General features: G+C 37.3%; 22 protein-coding genes. 15 read left to right on the forward strand and 7 right to left on the reverse strand.

All coding sequences use genetic code 11. The annotated features are described in order from the left end of the window. Window positions 1-51: 51 nt before the first annotated feature. From ACFPYN_RS00115 to murQ, 3 genes are read right to left on the reverse strand one after another with little or no spacing between them, the layout of a single operon-like run. The gene (locus tag ACFPYN_RS00115; RefSeq protein WP_377731834.1) at window positions 52-1125 is read right to left on the reverse strand and encodes a MupG family TIM beta-alpha barrel fold protein; all 1074 of its coding nucleotides are present in this window, start codon (window positions 1123-1125) and stop codon (window positions 52-54) included. Between the two features lie 59 nt (window positions 1126-1184). Continuing rightward, window positions 1185-2552, reverse strand: a complete 1368-nt coding sequence (locus tag ACFPYN_RS00120) for a PTS transporter subunit EIIC (protein ID WP_377731835.1) — start codon at window positions 2550-2552, stop codon at window positions 1185-1187. A gap of 21 nt (window positions 2553-2573) precedes the next feature. Continuing rightward, the gene (gene murQ, locus ACFPYN_RS00125) at window positions 2574-3464 is read right to left on the reverse strand and encodes an N-acetylmuramic acid 6-phosphate etherase (protein ID WP_377731836.1); all 891 of its coding nucleotides are present in this window, start codon (window positions 3462-3464) and stop codon (window positions 2574-2576) included. Window positions 3465-3671: 207 nt separating this feature from the next. On the opposite strand from murQ, the gene ACFPYN_RS00130 reads away from it, so the two are divergent. Together ACFPYN_RS00130 and ACFPYN_RS00135 are read left to right on the forward strand one after the other, a co-directional pair. Beyond that, the gene (locus tag ACFPYN_RS00130) at window positions 3672-4334 is read left to right on the forward strand and encodes a reverse transcriptase-like protein (RefSeq protein WP_377731837.1); all 663 of its coding nucleotides are present in this window, start codon (window positions 3672-3674) and stop codon (window positions 4332-4334) included. Window positions 4335-4562: 228 nt separating this feature from the next. Further along, entirely contained in the window at window positions 4563-5066 is a 504-nt protein-coding gene (locus ACFPYN_RS00135; protein WP_377731838.1) for a hypothetical protein, read from the forward strand. Window positions 5067-5471: 405 nt separating this feature from the next. Here the strand turns inward: ACFPYN_RS00135 and ACFPYN_RS00140 are convergent, their stop codons facing one another. Beyond that, entirely contained in the window at window positions 5472-6836 is a 1365-nt protein-coding gene (locus ACFPYN_RS00140) for a S1C family serine protease (RefSeq protein WP_377731839.1), read from the reverse strand. 264 nt (window positions 6837-7100) lie between these two features. Here ACFPYN_RS00140 and ACFPYN_RS00145 point away from each other — a divergent pair, with 264 nt between their 5' ends. The 4 genes from ACFPYN_RS00145 (at window position 7101) to ACFPYN_RS00160 (ending at window position 9940) form a co-directional block, all read left to right on the forward strand. Next, entirely contained in the window at window positions 7101-7403 is a 303-nt protein-coding gene (locus tag ACFPYN_RS00145) for a hypothetical protein (protein WP_377731840.1), read from the forward strand. Window positions 7404-8022: 619 nt separating this feature from the next. Beyond that, complete coding sequence (locus ACFPYN_RS00150; protein WP_377731841.1) at window positions 8023-8481, forward strand: type IV pilus modification PilV family protein; 459 nt, start codon at window positions 8023-8025, stop codon at window positions 8479-8481. Further along, window positions 8478-8909, forward strand: a complete 432-nt coding sequence (locus tag ACFPYN_RS00155) for a PilW family protein (RefSeq protein ID WP_377731842.1) — start codon at window positions 8478-8480, stop codon at window positions 8907-8909. Before ACFPYN_RS00150 ends, ACFPYN_RS00155 begins: the two co-directional genes overlap by 4 nt. A gap of 14 nt (window positions 8910-8923) precedes the next feature. After that, window positions 8924-9940 (forward strand): hypothetical protein, encoded by a 1017-nt coding sequence (locus tag ACFPYN_RS00160; protein ID WP_377731843.1) that lies wholly within the window; start codon window positions 8924-8926, stop codon window positions 9938-9940. Between the two features lie 591 nt (window positions 9941-10531). Here ACFPYN_RS00160 and ACFPYN_RS00165 read toward each other — a convergent pair. Then, window positions 10532-10993, reverse strand: coding sequence for a hypothetical protein (locus ACFPYN_RS00165; RefSeq protein WP_377731844.1), 462 nt, complete (start codon window positions 10991-10993; stop codon window positions 10532-10534). 141 nt (window positions 10994-11134) lie between these two features. Continuing rightward, window positions 11135-11737 carry a class I SAM-dependent methyltransferase gene (locus ACFPYN_RS00170; protein WP_377731845.1) on the reverse strand — a complete coding sequence of 201 codons (603 nt, stop codon included), beginning with the start codon at window positions 11735-11737 and terminating at the stop codon, window positions 11135-11137. Window positions 11738-11962: 225 nt separating this feature from the next. Between ACFPYN_RS00170 and ACFPYN_RS00175 the strand changes: the two genes are divergently transcribed. The 7 genes from ACFPYN_RS00175 (at window position 11963) to ACFPYN_RS00205 (ending at window position 15653) form a co-directional block, all read left to right on the forward strand. Next, window positions 11963-12820 carry a hypothetical protein gene (locus ACFPYN_RS00175; protein ID WP_377731846.1) on the forward strand — a complete coding sequence of 286 codons (858 nt, stop codon included), beginning with the start codon at window positions 11963-11965 and terminating at the stop codon, window positions 12818-12820. Between the two features lie 128 nt (window positions 12821-12948). Next, window positions 12949-13149 (forward strand): hypothetical protein, encoded by a 201-nt coding sequence (locus tag ACFPYN_RS00180; RefSeq protein ID WP_377731847.1) that lies wholly within the window; start codon window positions 12949-12951, stop codon window positions 13147-13149. Next, the gene (locus ACFPYN_RS00185) at window positions 13146-13388 is read left to right on the forward strand and encodes a spore coat protein CotJB (RefSeq protein WP_377731848.1); all 243 of its coding nucleotides are present in this window, start codon (window positions 13146-13148) and stop codon (window positions 13386-13388) included. Before ACFPYN_RS00180 ends, ACFPYN_RS00185 begins: the two co-directional genes overlap by 4 nt. A 17-nt stretch (window positions 13389-13405) precedes the next feature. Further along, on the forward strand, window positions 13406-13975 hold the full coding sequence (locus ACFPYN_RS00190) for a manganese catalase family protein (protein WP_377731849.1): 570 nt from the start codon (window positions 13406-13408) through the stop codon (window positions 13973-13975). A gap of 365 nt (window positions 13976-14340) precedes the next feature. Then, window positions 14341-14658 carry an ArsR/SmtB family transcription factor gene (locus ACFPYN_RS00195; protein WP_377731850.1) on the forward strand — a complete coding sequence of 106 codons (318 nt, stop codon included), beginning with the start codon at window positions 14341-14343 and terminating at the stop codon, window positions 14656-14658. 66 nt (window positions 14659-14724) lie between these two features. Further along, the gene (locus ACFPYN_RS00200) at window positions 14725-15153 is read left to right on the forward strand and encodes a DMT family transporter (RefSeq protein WP_377731851.1); all 429 of its coding nucleotides are present in this window, start codon (window positions 14725-14727) and stop codon (window positions 15151-15153) included. A 20-nt stretch (window positions 15154-15173) separates the two neighbouring features. Further along, on the forward strand, window positions 15174-15653 hold the full coding sequence (locus ACFPYN_RS00205; protein WP_377731852.1) for a DMT family transporter: 480 nt from the start codon (window positions 15174-15176) through the stop codon (window positions 15651-15653). Window positions 15654-16028: 375 nt separating this feature from the next. On the opposite strand, the gene ACFPYN_RS00210 is transcribed toward ACFPYN_RS00205, so the two are convergent. Continuing rightward, entirely contained in the window at window positions 16029-17423 is a 1395-nt protein-coding gene (locus ACFPYN_RS00210; protein ID WP_377731854.1) for an LVIVD repeat-containing protein, read from the reverse strand. 188 nt (window positions 17424-17611) lie between these two features. Between ACFPYN_RS00210 and ACFPYN_RS00215 the strand changes: the two genes are divergently transcribed. Together ACFPYN_RS00215 and ACFPYN_RS00220 are read left to right on the forward strand one after the other, a co-directional pair. Further along, window positions 17612-17812 carry a hypothetical protein gene (locus ACFPYN_RS00215; protein WP_377731855.1) on the forward strand — a complete coding sequence of 67 codons (201 nt, stop codon included), beginning with the start codon at window positions 17612-17614 and terminating at the stop codon, window positions 17810-17812. Between the two features lie 182 nt (window positions 17813-17994). Then, complete coding sequence (locus ACFPYN_RS00220; RefSeq protein ID WP_377731856.1) at window positions 17995-19068, forward strand: S-layer homology domain-containing protein; 1074 nt, start codon at window positions 17995-17997, stop codon at window positions 19066-19068. Window positions 19069-19094: the final 26 nt, after the last annotated feature.

Here is a 19094-nt window from a genome sequence, read left to right on the forward strand (position 1 = left end):
GTAATGACTCTAATTATATAGAGGCAAAATACTTTCCGCCAATTTCATTGCTTACAATTCAACTCGTGTCAGTGAAAAACACTGTCCCGCTCCAATGAATTCAAGTAGTGGCAGATCCTCATTAATAACTTGTCCCACCACATTGACTGCTTCGTTTTCTGCTAACGGATTTTTGACAATGTGTAGGTCCCCTTGATAGCGACCATAAAGTTCGTTATCAATCGTAATGGCACCTTTTACCCGAGCGATTTGATTCCTTGCTCGAAGTGGTTCTCCAAATGTTTGTGCAAATGGCCGTGCTCCTTCTGAACGAATGACATCTCGGGCAGGGTCAAAGCGGTTGCGATGATTTAGGTTAAGCAAACTATCCGTTTGACTATCTTCTATTAAAGACTGATAGCGCAATGGAATTTCATTCGTTTGAACCGCTTTAAATTGATTAACAGATGACATGCTAATGGATGGATCTCCTATGAGAATCTCATCGACAGGATGATCGTTCACAAACGAAAGGTACGATGCAAGAGGAGACAAGAAGCGGTGATCTTCAAGTGTTGGCAGACCTTTATATAACGGCCCTCTTAATTGGCCATCTCCTGGGATAAACGCAACTGTCTTTAAACCTTGCTCTTTGAACCAACGATTTTGTTTATCAAACCAAGCCGCATCTAAAGCTGTTTCAGGACGTGGATAGTAATTATGCCATACTTCTGCGTGATTTTTCACTAGTCCTAATGCAAGAAGTTCTTCCAACCATTCCGGAGTTAGGGTACTAGCGTTAAGTGCAACAGGCATACTTTTTGAGATATCGGCAATTACTGCTGATTCAATGCCATAATCCATTCGAATCCCGGTAATACCCCAATCTACTAGCGTACGAGAATCTTCCCACTGTAATCCAAGCGAAGTCATGGAATGTGTGGACATATCCACATAAAGCTTCATACTGCGAGACTGCACTTGAGATCCTAATGTTTGAAGTGCTTTTTTATACAAAGTAGAATCATCTTCAGGAATATGTAAAGAAGTAAAAATCGTGGTTCCGCCCAAGTTTGAAATGATATCGAGATAAGCTTCTTGTTCATGCTCTAGTTGTTGCCCTAAAAATACAGATGCACCAATCATGTGGTTTCCTCCTTTTGAAGATAAATGACAGGGTAAGAGTTTCCTCCTACCCTGTCATTTTAGTAATCTAAGTTTTCAGCCATTTCTTCTTTAAATCCAAATAGATAGGTGAAAATAAAACCAAATGTATACGCAATGACTAGCCCTAGGAAGTATAGGATGTACTTATTGTCTGCGATTAACGGAATAAGTGAAAGACCGGATACTCCTATTCCGGTTGCGGCTGTATTCATCAACGCTTGAAACGCTCCACCAACAGCAGCACCCATACAAGCGGTTATGAAGGGACGACCAAGTGGCAACGTTACCCCGTATAATAATGGTTCTCCTATTCCTAAGAATCCTACAGGAAGCGCTCCTTTAATCGTTGTACGCAAACGAGTGTTTTTCGTTTTTACAAAGATTGCAATAGCAGCTCCAACTTGACCTGCTCCACCCATAGCTAAAATAGTTAATATAGGTGTGATTCCAATTGAGTTGATGAATTCCATGTGAATAGGTGTTAAACCATGATGTAGTCCGACCATAACAAGAGGTAAGAAGAATCCTGCGAGAATTGCCCCCGCGAATACGCCACCTATATCTAAAACAAAAGTAATTACTTCCATGATGCCGGTTGATAACAAACCACCCACTGGTTGAATGATAAATAATGTTGCAAAACCTACTACTAATACCGTGATTAGAGGAGTTAAAATAATATCAAGTGAATTTGGTACAAATTTACGTGCTGAACGTTCTATATACACCATAAACCAGGCAGCTAAAATGACTGCGATTAAACCGCCTCGTCCAGGGACAAGTGGTTCACCAAATAAAGTAATAGTGGCAAGTGCCGGGTTAATAATAATGATCCCCGCGATGGCACCGAGTGCAGGTGTTCCACCAAATTCTTTTGCAGTGTTCCAACCAACAAGTACGCCGAGGTAAGCGAATATGCCTCCACCAAGGAATAGTAAAATCGCCATCCATGTTTCTTCTGGATTAACACCAGCATTTCGCGCAAAGTTAGCACCACCATTGATAATACCTGATGCAACTAGTGCTGGAATAAGAGGGATGAAGATATTTCCGACTCTTCTTAAACCGTTTTTAAGTGGCGTACTGTTTTTCTTTTTCACAGCTGCTTGACGATCTTCTGCTGTTAAATTTGAACTGTCGGCAACTTCTCCTACGCGAAGCCCAGTTTCTTTGCTAATTTCATCAGAAACTTTATTCACCGTACCAGGTCCTACGACAATTTGAAGTGTATCATCTTCAACAACACCCATAACCCCAGGGATTTGCTTCAGTCCTTGGAGATCAACAAGGGTTTCGTCTTTAATATTCAAACGAACTCGTGTCATGCAGTGGTTAAGTTGAAGAATATTCTCTTTACCGCCGACTTTCTCCAATATTGAATGAGCTAATTGTTGTTCCTTCTTCATCCAAATTCCCCCTTTATGAATCTACTTGATTGCTTTTCGAACAAACCCCTCTGCCGAATCTAATCGTTCACATGATTCTTCATACGTCATTCCTGTTAAGATCATTACAATCGTCACTTTGACATTTTCATTCGCTTGATTGTAATAAGTTGCTGCTTTTTCTTCGTCCACCCCAGTTGCTTGAACAATCATGTTCCTAGCGCGATGCTGAAGCTTAACGTTTGTTGCTTTTACATCAACCATTAAATTTTGATACACTTTGCCAAGCCCAATCATGACGGAAGTTGAAATCATGTTTAGCACAAGCTTTTGTGCAGTACCTGCTTTTAAGCGAGTGGAGCCTGTTAATACTTCAGCCCCTGTGTTTATCTCAATTGGATACTCAGCAGCTTTACTAATAATGGCATCCATATTACATGACAGACTTGCTGTTAGTGAACCATGTGCTCTTGCATACTCTAGTCCTGCTCGAACATACGGTGTTCTTCCACTAGCAGCAATGCCAATGACCGTATCTTTTGCGGAAAGGGAGATCGCAGCTAAATCATCGGCTGCAAGTGTTTCTGAGTCTTCAGCACCCTCAATGGCTTCAAGCAATGCTTTTTCACCGCCAGCTATAATCCCAATGACTAATGATGGATCCACTCCAAAAGTTGGTGGACATTCAGCAGCATCGAGTACTCCTAAACGACCACTTGTACCCGCTCCTATATATATAAGTCTGCCGCCAGATTTCATGCGTTCAATTGCTTTGGTTATAATTACGTCTAACTGAGGAATAACCTCATTAACAGCTTTTGGAACCGTAAGATCTTCTTCATTCATTTTTTCTAAAATCTCACGAACACTCATGCTATCTAAACCTTCAGTGCTAGAATTACGTTGTTCCGTGGATAAATTCTCTAAGTTCATAAAATCCCACCTAATCGTTACTTGATTTCTTCATAAGTATGCGCTTACAGAAATATAAAATCAATATTATTCTAATATTAAGTGAAATTTAATTTCATCATTGCTGTTTTTACTAACTGGACCATGTAGGTTTATAAATATGTACTATAATGGGAAAACTAGCACTATGAATAAGAGTTGAACGATGTAATACGAGGAGGACTCGAAATGTATATCCGAATGGAATGGATTTATAGAACACCAAAAGGGACAGAAGTGGCTTGTAGTTCAGAAGAATTACCTGCAGCACATGCTCTGCTAATTTTAGAAGACATGGAGAAATCAGGACGCCTTAAAAACTTACTGTTGATTGATAGACATGACAGCACTTGGACAGTAAAAGAGTTGAAGAACTATTTGAAAGGAATTGAAACCGACCCACATAACGTTACGGTCTATTTTGACGGTGGCTTTGACCTAACGAGTAGAAATTCGGGACTCGGTTGCGTCATTTATTACGAACAAAGCGGAAAGTCGTTCAGGTTGCGCAGGAACGTATCAGCTAACGAACACACTTCCAATAACGAGGCCGAATATGCAGCGCTTCACTTGAGTATTCAAGAGCTCGACCTTTTAGGTGTCCACCATTTGCCGGTTAAATTCATCGGAGATTCACAAGTCGTCATCAAACAAATGAAAGAAGAATGGCCAACGCTCGAGAAGGACTTATCAGGCTGGGCGGAGAGAATCGACAAAAAATTGAAAGACCTCGGCATTCAAGCGGAATATGAATTAATCCCAAGGAAGTCGAATGGAGAAGCAGATAAGTTAGCAAGCCAAGCTTTGAATGGGGTGGAGATTACGGCGAAGAGTGAAGTTGTTGAGGAATAGTGAGAGTGACTTCGGAGTGGGCTGATACTGAGCTGAAACAAAATAGAGGTATTGAAAGTTATCATAAGCAATCTTAAATTCTGTGAACTAACTCAACAAAAAATGCGAGAAAACGGACGTCAAAGCGACGTTCGTTTTTTGTGGTGATTAACTTTTTTTACTGACATCATGAAATTTCACTATGATAAGATAAAGTAACTTAAAGAGTTGAAAAGAGGAAGTGTCACCATGGAGAAAAATCAGGCTGCAATCGTAAGTAATTATTTGAATGAGGCCACTCCTACAACATATGAAATACGTAAATTAGACACCCAAAATGATACTTTAATTAAATTTCATCAATGGGCGAATAGAAAACCAATTATAGCTGCGTTTGAAGTGTCTAAACTTGGACATGACAGCTATTTTTTCTTATTCATCGATTGGCATCGGAATGACAATTATTATCTAGTTATTTACGCGCACAATAAATCAACCACAATTGCCGAGTTAAATCGAACAGTTGAAGAAGATGGTGTCACTTCACTCTCTTGGACATACAACCCTTTAAAGCGGGATGGCAAAAACGGCATTAGAAAATCGTATTACAAGCAAACTTTTGGCACTAATACTATGAAAATCCCACTACCTTCTTCAACTTTAGAGGTGGAAAGCTTTTTGGATCTATTGTTCAAGCTTTGCCATAATCGCATAAGAGCTGATCGGATAGTAGATGCTTTTGAGTTTGAATGATTTGTTTGAACGTGGTTTGTTTCTGTAATGAGGTAAACCTATTAACACTATTATTGGATTTGGTCATAAAAGCAGAAAAAGTAGGGGCTGTATAATAAGTTTCTTCTATAAAATAAGTGGAGAAAAAAATGAGTCTTTTTTCTGCATCTACATTTGTACATTGTAACCTAATAATTGTCTGTTTTGCACATGATGAACTTAGGGTTGATTGGAGTGGAAGACGGCGACTCCAGCGGGAATAGCATGAGCTGAAGACCCCACAGACGAGCTTGCTCGTCGAGGAGGCTGATGCCATGCCCGCGGAAAGCGTCCGTTTGGAACGGCAATTCAACCCTTACTTATAAAAGGAAGCTGCCCTTAGTCATGTTTTATGACTTTTAGGACAGCTCTTATTTTCAACTGTGGTTACTCTATAATGGAGATGCTAATCCCACCAAACGTTTCATCTTCCCACGATACATGAACTACTAGCACCGTGTCATGGTCTGGACTCGACCAGTAAGCGGTTAAGACATACCCTTCGTCCACTTCAACCCAATTAGAATCCACTTCATCTGCAGCCCCATAAATTTTGCTAAGCTCAGCATACATAAAGTCGAAGTAGGTTTCAATAATGTCTAAGTCTGTGACATTAAATGCGATATAGTGAAAAACAGAAATGGAAATTAATTTGTTATTTTTGAATTCATAATTCACATCTGCGAATAAGCCAAAAGCACTTACATCAGAGTAGTATAAAAAGTTCGTATCTTCACTAGAGTAAACGCCACCCGATAAGTCTTTGACTTGTTGCATTGTCATCCCTAATGAAATATTCCCTAATACAGGAGTTTGTAAGGATGGAGCTGGAATAGGGAATGAGGCTTTAATACTCGCATGTTTTTTACCACTATATTTTTTCACTAATGGGAAAAATTCTTCAGTAGCAATAGCGAAATTCAGGTTCGCACTTACACCATCCAATCCACTGCTAGTCATACCAATGAGTTGCCCACGCACATCAAACATTGCTCCACCAGAACTACCGTGATCAATATCTGCATTAGTTTGGATTAAGGAAACCCCATTTACCTTTCTAAACGAACTAATAATGCCTTCCGAGACCGTATTTTGTAAGCCTTGTGGACTGCCAATTGCGACTACCTTTTCACCCTTAGATAGTCCCTTACTTGAAGGACGGATCACAACAGTTTTTGTAGTGAATGTTTTCGTAGTTTTTAACAAGGCAACATCTTTCTTGGCATCCGATTCCACAATGCCTTTGACATCAAATTTTTGCCCATTATTAAAGGTTACGGTAGCTGTTTTCGCTCCATCTATTACATGATGGTTAGTCAAAATCAACCCATTCCCTACGACGATTCCACTTCCTTGACTTCTATCAGTATGAATGAGAACAATCTTTGAATCATTCAAATTCACAATTTCTCTTGTGTTATAAACTTTTGAAGTCGGTTTTGGAACAGGTAAATATTTTACTGAAGAAGATTTTTTGACGACATTAACGCCACTCAGCTTATAAACCCCACCAAAACTTTTTGATTCCCCAAAAATTCCATGCTCATTGCCTTTTTTTAGCTTTTTCACAAATTTCAACTTACCTTTATTCACCGAAAATAAATCAGTATCCTTTAAAATTTGTACTTTGCCGACCATTCCTTTTTGTATCTCAATTTTCCCCCACATGTTTTTCGAAGCTGCAGAAGCGGGTGAACTGGAAACGGTAAAGATTAAGAATGCAGATAACATAAAAACTATTAATTTTTTCAATGATAGCAATCCCTCTCGTTTCAATATTTTGTCTATACAATTAATACCATATATAAGTTAAAAAAGCACCACTATAAATTTAAAATTGGAAATTTTATAAATATATAGAATCATGATAGATTTGTTGTGAATTAATGGAGTTTTAATTATGGAAGCGTAACTACTGAAGAAGAGGGAGGTCACGGAAAGCAGTATTAAAGACTTCAAACAATACAGGATGCATACAATAAGTATCTTGGAATACTCACGGGAGGAAACTTTACTATGAATTTGAACATACATCTGATTATAGGAATCAACGAAGAGTCGATTCGTTTAGCAAAGCTTATGCTTCAGCAAGAAAAAACGGTTTATATATGGGATTCTGTTGTAAATGGATTTTACATACGAGAAGATTTGATATTTGTAGATAGAACATTTGTCGATGCCATAGATTACAGCCGGTTTACTGTATATACATATGAACATCCATATGTAAGTCGACAACTTCTGGGAGTGTTACATCCTCCTGAAAAAGAGAAGAAGTCCACTGATGTGGATGATGAAACAACAGAACCACTGGAGTAGTGCTATGTGAATGGCATCGATAAGAAAAAATTATATGAGTAACTACAAGAAAATGAGGTATCGATGTGGTGATATAGCCACATTGATACCTCATTTTCTATTTATGATACGATTCAGTATTGATGTAATTCTCCTTCCTGACGGAAAAATTCTCGAAAGAAAAAGTGACCATTACGCGATCAGCAAAGGAATGAAAAAACTCTTCTGGTGTTGTATGAAAGTTCTAGATCTTTTGATCCGGCGCTGTTATATGGGAGTTGAAAGTGTGAATGCACTTCAGTTACATAATCTCCAGAGTATAAAAAACCAAAGCAGGAGTGCTTTAAGAAAATGAGAAGATAGTATGAATAATTTTTGGGAGCCAATATTACTGAGAATATCAAAAGCGACCGAGAACTTAAACTTTCTGCGCTTTTCAATTTAAGGATATAAGGAAGTTTATTAAGTTATTGTCGAAATTTGTCGCAGGATAATATTGGTAATTATGTAATCTATATAGTACGATTGATTGTAATATCAATACATATAAAGGACCTTTAAATCAAGATAAATAGTTCTAAAGAATTACGAAAACCGCTTTATTAACTTCATTTACAAATAAAATTGGGTAGGTGACTTAATGCAAGAAACGCCAAATATACAGAACGGAATGACGTTGGTTGAGATATTGGCAGCGATTCTAATCATGTCATTAGTACTAATAACGTTCATGGCGTTATTTATACAATCTGCAAAGTATACTGCGCATAATCGAGAGACTTTGACTTCGGTAGAGATTGCTGAAAATATTATTGGAAAAGTTAGATTAAGTGATGACTTAACAGGCCTTGGTCTTCTCAAAAAAGAAAATATAGAAGTGACTGCGAAAGATGCGTTTAATGATGTTGATGATGTTGATGACAAAATAGAAGTAGTAAATGGGGGGGACTCCAATTACAATGTCTTCTTAACAATAGTTAATTCAAAAGTGAAGTTACCCACATTAAAAAGAATCAAAGTCGAAGTGAATTCTAAGAATCCCTCAGTAAAAAACTCGAAGCCATTTGAGACTGAAATATTTATCGAGGTGAGTTCATGAACTCTCAAAAAGGAATAACGTTAGTTGAATTGCTTGCAGCACTTGCCTTAGTAGGTATGCTAGTAATCTTGATTTTCTCTGTAATGAGCCAAGGAATGAAAGCTTCTGAACGCAATACCACAACACAAAGATTGCAGCAGGAAGCTAATCTCATTGTCGAAAAATTGCGCAACGAACATTTATTAGACTCACAGCAAGCTGGTTATACCCCGATTTTTGAATTAGAGATTGTCGATGATAATCTTCAAATTAAGAATGGAGAAATTTTATCTTCGGGTTATGAATATGAATTTTTGGATGCAGTTACCCCTAGTACGGTTGACCCTAAAAAAATGATCATTAATCGAAGTAAGAATCAGGGATTTAAAATGGAAATAAAATCAGGTGATCACATCTATATTATAGAAACTGCCTTTAGCAAGTTATAGGGGGGAACTCGTACATGGACCAATTAAAGAATCAAAAAGGATACATTTTATTAATCGTTTTGATGCTAATTATAGTATTTTCAGTATTAGGACTAAGTTTGTTATCACTCAATATTACGTCTGCCAAACAATTTAATAACAAAGAAAAAACTGTTCAAGCAAGACATACTGCAGAGATGGGAGCATTGCATTACAAAGCGTACATTGCAGAAGAATGGAAAAATCTTAAAAATAAAAATAAGTCTGTAATAAATGTGTTTAATGGGTTTAATCAGGGTCAACGAAAACAAATTAAAGCAGAATATTTAGAAAAACTTAACGTTAATAACAATAAGTTTTGTGACACTATTAAAGCATATTCTTTAGAGACCTCTGAATATACTGCAACAAATATGACAACTGATTGTTCTCCCGCTATTTCAGATAATTTAGAATGGGAGTTTAATGTAACCATTCAGAATAAGCCAACCGTAAAAAATGATAAAGTTGTGAAACTCTCAGCCACTGTGAAAATGAATGCCCCTTTTTACGAAGTGAAAGATGATTGGATTGGGACACCTGTTAATACGGGTAAAAATAAAAAGAAAAATAAAGATACATATGGAAAATACAAAACGTTGTCCGTCATAAATGAAGATGTATTAATGGACGATTTTTCATCAGATACGAAAGAATGGATTCAGTTTAACAAAAGTGTCTATGCTAAAAATTCTTTTAACATGAAACCAATGTCATGTGCAATAGTTAAAGGGGACTTCAGGGTAGATGGAAGTATATTATTCTATAGTAAAGCAACAATTTTTATTTATGGTGATGCTGATTTACCATCTAGTTTAGATTACCATAATAATCATGGTGGTATTTTTGTTGCTGGGAGAGTGTCCATCACTGGAGTTCTCCAACCTACTAATCCTTATATGGGAATCGATCCAAAGGTAAACCCAGGAAATTGCGCAGTGCCAAATGATTTTGTCATTAAGGAACCCTCAGCCATTGCAAATGAGCCCGTTTTGACTGTTATCTATAATTAATAAATTCTATCATTTCAAAATATTAACTTTAACTAACAATCACTGTATGTTAAATAGAAACACTTGAAGCGACCGAAATTGAATCTTCGGTCGCCTTCTTTTACACTGTGATTTTTATGAAAAGTGCATATTTTGAATGTTTTGTTTGAACGTTTTGCTATGAGAGTTAACCTGCTCGAAAGTGAATACATATGCAAAGTTGCAGCCTTCGCAAGCGAAGCCAATTTGTTTTTTTGTGAATGGATGTTGAAAGTACACTTCATCAAACCCACATACATGGCATTCCATTGTATGAAAATGTTCACGAGGACCAATTATCTCATCAAGAAAAAATTCAAAATCAAAATTCAAAATAAACACCTCGAATTTCTTTTCAAATAATATAGCAAATAGATGATAAAAAAATAGCCATAATTTGTAGGAGTTTCACAAAAAGGTTTCGACATATGAATTTAGATTTATGTACGGTTTCTTACCCTTTTGTCGAATGAGCGTATAAAAAATAGAGGTAACCAGCTAAGGTTTCACTATCTAAAAAAGCTTTTGGTCAGCACCAAAAGCTTAAGAAAGATTGTATACGATAAAAGCAGTCTATTTCCATTTATCCAATCTCCAATTTTGGCATATTCTTTCAATCAGTAAAGTATCATTCCATATGTCCCATGGCGATAATTTTATTTGTTCATCTGTTAACTCATAAAAAGTCTGCCTCTGCCACGAGTCATAATCTACAATTTGCCAATATACACCGCCACCATTAGAATCATCAAAGCAATCTCTGAATTTATCAGGAATTACAAAACCAATGGGCAAGTCATAGTTACCAATTACTCTTAGTATTTTCTTTTTAATTGCTGCTTTCACTGGAAAGTGAATTAAATACTCCTCTTTTCCATGAACTAATTCAGATAAATTTTGTGGTTGCTCTTCATAAATCCCTGGAAGAACTCTTATTAATTCCACAAGGTCGGGATTATTAAATACATGTTGTAAATATGCTTTACCTTTGGGTGTATCAATTTCAAAAACATCCCCGACTAATAATCGCTTCAATACTTAACGCCCCTTATAGTTAATTAACTTTAAAAATTGGTATTCTCTTAAAACCTGCCTAGCACATATCGGGTTTGTTTCAGCAATACTATTAATTCTGTTGTCTCAGTAAGGTTCTTTATTTTATTTCTCGATAGTCATTCACTCGTTCGGTTTTTGCGCGACAAACTGGATTACATGAGACAAGCCATGATGTAATTCTCCTTCGTGACGGAAAACTTCACCCATGAAAAAGTGAACAATACGCCAGTCAGCAAAGGGATGCAAAAACTCTTGTGGTTTGTATAAAAGTTCTAGATCTTTTGGTCCGCCACTGTTATACGGGAGTTGATAGTATGAATACACTTCAGTTACAAAATATCCTCCAGGTTTAACGGCATCTTTTACCCCTTGTAGTGTTTTCATTCGCAATTCAGAGGGGAAATGGCCAAAGACGCAGACAATTTCATCCCACATTTCTTTGCTCCAGTTAGCCTCGTTTAAATCGACAAGTTCCGTATGAACAGACTGACCACGTTCTTTTGCTAGCTTTTTTGTTTTTAATAGCCCTGACTCCGCGAAATCCCATGCTGTCACATTCATCCCTTGTTCAGCTAGAAAAACAGCATTACGACCTTCACCTTCAGCAATGGCTAAAGCATCACCTGATAATGCCAACTTTTTCTGAATATCTGCTAAAAAGACGTTAGGCTCCGTTCCATAAATAAAATGATCAGTTTGAAATCGAGTATTCCAATGGTTCATTGAGTATCCACCCTTTCAATGAGAATTATTATGCTTCTGATGGTACATTATACTGCTAATTGAATGGAAAAATAAAATAATGGTTTTTTATACTTAATTAATCCTAGTAAGAAAGATTAAATTGGACCACACATGAATATAGATTACCCGAATTGACAGATTAATTCACTCCTATCTGTCATACTGTATGAAGAACCTAAAATTTGTAATAATTGGAGGCATTGGATGTATAAAAATGTATTAATACCCCTATTTCTAATGTTGGTTATGTTTTGTTTGCCTGCCTGTTCCGAGTTAGACGATACAGGTTCGCCACAAGGTAGCGAACCTGATATTCAAGAAGTTGTTCCTGAGGATCAAGAAACTCAGCGTGATAAAGACGACGAAGAGACAGTTCCTGTTGTGGACGAGGTGCCAGAAACGTTACCCGATTCTGAAATTAGAGTAATTATGGATAAGTTTAAGCAGATAGAAGAGATTATTAAAGAGACAAATAGCAAGATGACATTTTCTATGGAAGAAAGAACTCAACCAGAAGTGATGACAGCTAAACTTCAAGAAAACTTACCGGAGAGTATTAAGGAACTGGTATCTAGCGAAATGCTTAATAATGAATTACCGGAATTGATTCAGTATTGGTATTCCACGAGTGGGGAAGATGGATTTTTCCCTGAAATCTCGTTGGATGCACGGATGGAAGTTATTGAAAATACGCCACTATTAATAAAGGTAAAAACATTTCAATTGAAAGACTTTTATCAACACCATGGAAATGTCTATATAACAGCAGTGAACGAAAATGGTGAGTGGTTAATTGATGGCGGTTACGAATGGGTAGATGCAGACAAAGAACCTCTAAACTTGTCAAAAGAGGAATTACTTATCCATGAAGAAATTTTTAATGAATCCGAAATCGAGTTTATTGCTGAAGAAACCATAACTAGTATATTGAATGACGGCACTTCGAAAACTGCAAATGCGATCATCATTAAAATTGTTAAAGATAATACGCTTAAAGGCCGGTTTACGGATACAGGAGTATTTGTGAATGAGCTACCTGAAAAGTTTAAAGCATCTGAATAATTTTTTTGAAGAGGTTTGTCACTAAATGACAAACCTCTTTTTGTCTATAAATAAAAAAATGTTAATCAGGGAAAGGTTGAAAAACTTTTAATAATTGCATGGAGTCCATCATATGGTAGTTAAGAGGAGTGAGAGATATTCATACGTCTTGGTATCGTGGCGTAGCGTCTTTTGGTGGAAAACCGAAAGTGTTTGTTTTACCCCCACCGATTTGGTGGCAGATGCAACCACCGTATTGTCCCGAATTCACACCAGAAGCGGCTTTTGTTCACGGGTCCGTTTGGCCATTTTTAGTTGATGGATATTCTAAAGAGGAAGGTATCTCATGAGCGAAGATCAGCGGAAATTGTTACTGTCCCTTCAAATTGCTGATTTTAATGTAATTGAATGGGTGCTGTATATGCATACGCATCCAGATGATCTTGCGGGGTGTCAAAAGCAAAAAGAAGCAATGAAAATCGCAGCAAAAACCAGGAAATCTTATGTAGCTCTTTATGGTCCTTTAACGATTCTTACCCCTATTTCTTGTACTAAAAAAAGCGAGACGCCTTGGCCATGGCAGGTTTGAAAGGATGGGGATAGTCGATGTGGGTATATGATAAAAAGCTGCAATATCCAGTAGAAGTCCGCGATACAAATCCAACATTAGCAAAATATTTAATGGAACAATACGGAGGAGCAGATGGCGAATTGGCCGCTGCATTAAGGTATATGAATCAACGTTATACCGTGCCTGATAAAGTAATTGGATTATTAACAGATATTTCAACAGAAGAGTTCAGTCATTTAGAAATGATTGCAACGATGATTTACAAATTGACCAAAGATGCGACACCAGATCAATTAGAAGTTGCGGGATTAGGCGCTCATTTTGTGAGTCACGGCCATGCACTCTTTTATAACAATGCGGCAGGGGTTCCATTTACCGCGACATATATTCAGGCAAAAGGAGATCCCATCGCAGACTTATATGAAGATATTGCAGCTGAAGAAAAAGCACGTGCTACGTATCAATGGCTAATCGATATCTCGGATGATCCTTATATTAACGATTCATTACGCTTTTTACGTGAGCGTGAAAATGTCCATTCCATGCGTTTTAGAGAAGCAGTGGAAATGTTAAAAGAAGATCAAGTACAGAAGAAGATTTTTTAAGCGCCGAGCACTTTGGCGCTTTTTTGCGTTGGGAGGAAGTTTTTTTAAAATGTGACCTAGAAAAAAGGCTGATTCTAGGTTCAAGAGGATGTCTTTTTGAGAAGATGAATTTTAATTGTGATTCTAGGAAGTCGAGTTGTAAAAATGCGTGAATTAGTTGTGATTTTGAAGTATTTAGATAAAAATCATCGGTTAGTTCTAATATAAAATCAGAACTAAAGGTTTTTGAGGATAAAATAGCGGGCATCATTTTATGATTCTAAATACGTCCCATGCCTGACATTAAAGTCAATCTGCTCGGCTCTTTCATTATATCAATTGAAACATGAATTGACATATCGAGAATTATCGATTAGTATTCAATTATGGAAAACCAAATCGAGATTTTCAAAGTGTTAGCGAATGAAACGAGATTAGATATGTTGAAGTGGTTGAAAGATCCCATGAATCATTTTGATAAGACAACTGCACATCTTGCGAAAAATATCAGTGAAAAAGGGGGCGTATGTGTAGGTGACATCCAAGAGAAAGCAAATATGTCACAATCTACTGTTTCGCATTATTTAACGATGATGCAGAGGGTTGGTCTTTTAGAATCAGAGCGTCATGGGAAATGGACATACTACCGTCGAAATGATGAACGCATACAAGAAATTGCCGAATTCATAAAAGAGGAGCTTTAAGCTCTCTTTTTTTATTTTAATCATATCGATGATACTCGAAGTATAGATATGAAAGGAGGAAGCCATATGAAAATTTGGGTTTATATCATTGCATTAGTAGCAGGCCTATCGCTAAGTGTAGAAGGCGCCATATATGGTGAACTTGGTAAATCAATAGGCAAGCTAGAGAGTAGCTTTTATAACTTTTTCGTTGGGACCATTATCATTGCGATTGTCCTATTATTTCTAGGGAAAGGGTCCCTGTCCTACACATTTAAAGCACCAAAATGGCAGCTAACGGGTGGGTTACTTGGCATTATTTATCTAACCATTCTTGTCATCAGCATTCCCATTGTCGGCGTCGGTCTAGCAATGATAAGCGTCATCGTAGGACAAATGGCGATGAGTATGATCATCGAGCATAATGGATGGTTAGGCAGTCGTACATCAAAACTTAATAAGGAAAAACTAGCAGCTGTTACGTTGATGGCTGTATCATTGCTTCTCATCTTTTAATTAGTATTGGAGGTCATTTCTTGTCTATTATTATATTATTGTCCTCTGTTATAGGAGGTGTTTTTTTAAGTGCACAATCATCAATCAATGGAGCTTTCAGTAAGAATGCGGGTACTTATGAAAGTACATTCCTAACATTTATCACAGGAGCGTTGATACTCGCCGTTGTCATATTGTTTTTTGGTACCGGTGATTTACTTGCCATATTAGACGCACCCAAGTGGCAATTAAGTGCAGTATGGTTTGGCGTCGGTTACTTGTTTTTGACCATTATAGCGGTCCCAAAAATCGGAATAATTGCAACCAGTATATCGACAGTCATCGGACAGCTATCGATGGGCATGTTAATCGATCACTTTGGCTGGTTTGGCGGCGTACAAGTCTCGTTTGACTTAAACCGTTTCATAGCTATCATATTAATGTTGATTGCACTGCGCTTAATATATATTGCAAATATGAAAACTCGCTCACAGGTAGATAATCCATCAATTGAATCCTGATAAAGAAGTGCGGTGTGATGAGTGCCAAATATCGATATTTTCAGAACGAAGAGTGTTACTCACAGAAAAGGATTTTGGCTAGAGCCAAAATCAGTAATAAAGATTTCAAGCGATTAGAGTTAGCGATAATTAGTGAATCAAGCGGAAATCGCCATATTTTGAAGAGAAAAGTTCTTGAATGGTCAAATACCGCTAGCGCTTGTCCGAACGAAGGGTGTCTCTAATAGAAAAGGCTTTTGACTTTAGCAAAAAGCACTAATAAAATTCTTAAACAATATAGTCATGAAAAAGACAGCTGAGATTGTATCTTCAGCTGTCTTTTTCATGACAATTAATACTTACATTTAAGCTTATAGAGTTCTTCCGTTTCTAAAACTATGGAGTTTGAATAGCAGTGTTTGCATTTGCGTCATTTGAACTTCCTTTTTTCTGTAACACTTTTAGTCCTGATCCCATGTCAGATGCAAGAACGTAATTTCGATCTACAAAGACTCCCCAGATGTTTGATTTACTAGGAATGTATGAACCCGTTTCAACTGGGTTCGATGCATCTGTAATATCCACTACGCGAACTCCACCGGAATAGTGCGATAGGTAAAGTGTGTTTCCGTGTACTTTCGGGTCATGTACAGTCGACCCACCTGGCACTTTTCCTGTGAAATCAGTCTTGAAGGTACTAAGAAGTTTTGGTGCTGTTTTGTCTTTAATATCATAGAGCATTGTGTAGCCGTAAGATGTTTCGAATCCGTCTCTAACTGGACCAAAAACTTCACGTGTTTCAACGAGTACGTTACCACCTTTTGCAAGATCCATGGAATGTGCTGAACCTTGTACAGTAGAAGCAAAGTCTGTTCTTCCTAAGTAAACAGGGTTTTTAGCGTCACTAATATCAAGGATAATCGTCCCTAAATCCCAATAAGAAAGGTAAGCAGTGGTACCGTTTCCGTCAGTTTTTACACTGTGTGCAAAAGCTGTTCTCTTAATACCTTCTTCATCAGTCCAGTTATAGCCATCGTAATTTTCATCGCTAACTTCTGGAATATAATCACGTGGGTCAAATTCATAAATAGTTTCTGGGTTCGCAGGATTGGTTACATCGACAAATGAAACATCCATATTTTCACCATGTGAGTAGTAATCTGCATAGCAATCAGCTGTTAAGACATAAATGTTATTATCTTGAACCGTTAAATACAGTTCATGTGTACCACGTGCAGGAGAAGGAGACTCCCAAAAACCTAATTTTTTCGGTTCTTTTGGATTCGTCACATCATATAGCAGGAATCCGCCTTTCGTGTCCGGATTGAAGCGATCCAGTTGTTGAACACTGACAACTGCTAAATCACCTTTGAAATCAGGCGTGTCAACAGTTTTGACAATTACTTTTTCTTGCCAAGTCCCTTCAACCGAACCAAAGGATGAGACTTCCACAGGATTAGAAGGATCTTTCATGTCAAATACGCGGACACCGCCAGCGCCGCCATTTGCTGAGTGTGTTCCTAGATATGCGAATCCTTTATGAGCATACACGTCTGCAGTTGAGTTTTTGACTCCTTCTTTAAGTTCTTTCAAAGGAACCGCTGCAACTTCTTGCAGATTCCCTACGTTTTTACTGCCTTCCAATAATGGAACGACCAACTCACTACCAGCAAGATTTTCACCTTTTTCTACCGAGCCACCCAGTTCGTCATGGGCATAAACCGTTGATTCTGTAACAGAAAAAGTTAAAGCTCCTGCCAAAGCAGTTCGAATCCAAAAAGCACTCTTCATCAAATTTCCTCCTCCTAATATGTTAGTCTCTATTTCGGATATTAAGTAACCCGAAATAGTATAATTGTATTTTACAGAATATTTGGAAATATTTATATCATTCTTTATTACTAATTAACAATATATGACAATGTTCCTGGTATTGCTTAAGAAAAAAGAGGTTGAGCCTATTTTTTGAGGTTTTTTTCATGTTGAATATTTTTATTGGCGGATTTTATAGTCATAATGTCATGGTTATCAGAAAACTAGGTGTTCAATATGAAGGAAAGTTCATGAATCTCCCGCAGCGATTGCTCAGTTGGAAAAATCGAGCTCCAAGTTGGAATCGAAATGTTCCGAACGAAGGGTTATCTAACAGAAAAGGTTTTGACGAAGTATTTAAGAAATAAAGAAATGCAATAAATTTATGTTTCCAGTGGTTCTAACAAAATATTTACAGCATACACAACCTTATATTTCACTAGGTAAATGTAATTAAATTTCCAGTTTTCGATACTTTTTGTTGTGGAATCATTTATAGTTTAGGTGGAAGGTCTAGGATAATTTGGAATTAATAAATGGGGGTTTTAAATTGAGGAAATGGAATATGAAAATGGCTATATCTGCATTAGCCTTGTCACTTGTTCTACCACTGTCTGCACAAGCTGCAGGAAGTTTTTCGGATGTAGGGCCACGTTTTGAGAAACAAATTAACTATTTAGCAGAGCGAAATCTTGTAAAAGGTTATTCAAACGGAACATTTAGAGTGAATGCTCCTATTACGAGAGCAGAAGCTGTGACAATAATTGTCCGTGAGCTTCCTGTTTCCTATGAAGGTGCACCTGATCCAGGGTTTACAGATTATAAAATGGGAGATGGCTTTTATACGTCAGTAGCTCAAGCGGTAGAATATGGCTTTATCCAAGGGAAGATTGCTAAGGATGGATCACGCTATTTCGATCCGAACGGTTTCCTAACAAGGTCAGAAATGGCAATCATTTTGACTAAGGCATATGACATTCCTTTAGATCGCTTTGATGTGCGATATAAGGATGTTCCTCCAACCATCCCTTCTAATAAAGCCATTAGCGCTTTATCACATGGAGGCATCTCATATGGTTATGAAGATTGGACATACAAACCATATGCATCAATCACTCGTCAAGAATTTGCCGCGTTTTTTGCAAGAACTTTAAATAAGGAATTCAACAGAATGTCGCTTGAATTCGTTCAATATGATGACGTAACTTTTCAAAGAGTGAAAACTGTATGGTTAGATGAAGATGAATTGAACAAAAAAGCAGAAGAATTGGTCATTTTGATTAACGAGGCTCGAGTGAAAAAGGGGTTGTATGCACTTAAGTTGAACGACCGATTATCTGAGATGGCAAGCATTAAAACAAGGATATTTGCAAAATATCCATCAGAGTATAGTGACAAGTTTTACCCTTATGAAGATTTCTATGAACATTTATATGGGGAACAGGTAACCGGGGAAATGCAAGAACGTTTTACATCTGGATCAGTTGAATATGCCTTCTCTAGAGTTTCAGATGAAGCGATAAATGAAGTGTCTATGTATACGCCAGAACAAAAGGAAATCGGAATTGGCATGGCTCAGTTAATTAATGGATCTTATCAGTGGTTAGTTATTGTTAAGAATTAAAAATGCATAATCGAGTAGAATAATTT

Origin of the sequence: Paenisporosarcina macmurdoensis, from assembly GCF_042658845.1 — a bacterium.
In the GTDB taxonomy this organism is placed as follows: Bacteria; Bacillota; Bacilli; order Bacillales_A; family Planococcaceae; genus Paenisporosarcina; species Paenisporosarcina macmurdoensis.